Annotated in this window: 2 protein-coding genes; one reads left to right on the forward strand and one right to left on the reverse strand. The window is 71.3% G+C overall.

Features of this window, described 5'->3' with window-relative positions; genetic code table 11:
- A partial coding sequence (locus ACLEQD_RS43610; protein ID WP_410391824.1) for a hypothetical protein occupies positions 1-247 on the forward strand: 247 nt, incomplete at its 5' end.
- Between the two features lie 199 nt (positions 248-446).
- On the opposite strand, the gene ACLEQD_RS43615 is transcribed toward ACLEQD_RS43610, so the two are convergent.
- Positions 447-1,298 (reverse strand): dihydrolipoamide acetyltransferase family protein (locus ACLEQD_RS43615; protein ID WP_410391825.1); only part of this gene is annotated, 852 nt, incomplete at its 5' end.

Here is a 1,298-nt window from a genome sequence, read left to right on the forward strand (position 1 = left end):
GCTCGGTGGGCAGCGCCGCGCCACCCGTCACGGTGGGCTCCTCCAGCGGGTGCGCCACGGCGTCGGCCTTGTCGTTGACGCGGCGGACACCGCGTCGCTCCAGCCCACCGCGCGGAAGGCCGTCGCGTCCTTGCCTCCCGCCATCGCCGCGGTGAAGGCGGGGCTCACGTCCGGGGCGCGGGCCTTCAACTGGCGCGCCTGCCGCAACAACTGGGAGGCGCGCGAGGTGTGCCCGGAGCGCTGGTAGAGGGCGGCGGCCTGCTCCAGGCACTCCGCCGCTCGTGCGCGGTCTCCCTGGAGCTCGGCGGTCTGCGCGGCGCGGATCAACTCACGGGGATTGTCGGCCATCGCGGGTGCCCGCTTTCAGCGTTGCTGTTCCGGTAGTCCCCCGCGTCCCGGCCGCCCCCCGGAGCTGGAGCGGTCGGCGAGCCCCGCGACGCGCGTCCTCACGCCATCGCGAGGAACAGCAGGTCCGGCGCTTCCAGGTACTTGATGATCTCGTACACGAAGCTCGCCGCGACGTCGCCGTCGATGACGCGGTGGTCGCAGGACAGCGACAGGTTCATCATGTCCCGGACGACCACCTGGTCGTTCTTCACCGCCGGGCGCTTCTTCAGCTTGTGAACGCCCAGGATGCCCACCTCGGGGTGGTTCAGGATGGGCGTGGCGAACAGGCCGCCGCTCTGCCCCAGCGAGGTGATGGTGAAGGTGCCGCCCGTCAGCTCCTCCATCTTCAGCTTGCGGTCGCGCGCCGCGACGCTCAGGCGGGAGATCTCCTTCGCCAGCTCGCCCAGCGTGAGCTGATCCGCGTTGCGCACCACCGCCACCGTGAGGCCGTCCGGCGTGGCCACCGCGATGCCGATGTTGTACTCGCCGCGCACCACCAGCTCCTGCGTCGACTCGTCGAAGTTCGCGTTGAGGTGCGGGAACTTCTTCATCGCCGCGATGGTCGCCTTCACGATGAACGGCAGGTAGGTCAGCTTCGTGCCGTCCCCCGCCGCCGCCAGCTGGCTGTTGAGCCGCGTGCGCAGCGCGACCAGGTCCGTGGCGTCCACCTCCTCCACGAACGCGAAGTGCGGCATCGTGAACTTCGAGCGCACCATCTTCTCCGCAATCTTCTTGCGCAGCCCGCGCAGCGCGATGCGCTCGTCGCCCTTCCCCGAGGACACGGGCGGCGCCGCCGGACGCGCGGCCTGGGGCGCGGGGGCCGCGACCTCGTTCTTCTTCGGCGCGCCGTTGCCACCCTCCAGCGCCGCCACCACGTCCGCCTTCGTCACGCGGCCCTGAGGCCCCGAGCC

The sequence above is a fragment of the Corallococcus sp. 4LFB genome, assembly GCF_046520365.1.
In the GTDB taxonomy this organism is placed as follows: domain Bacteria; phylum Myxococcota; class Myxococcia; order Myxococcales; family Myxococcaceae; genus Corallococcus; species Corallococcus caeni.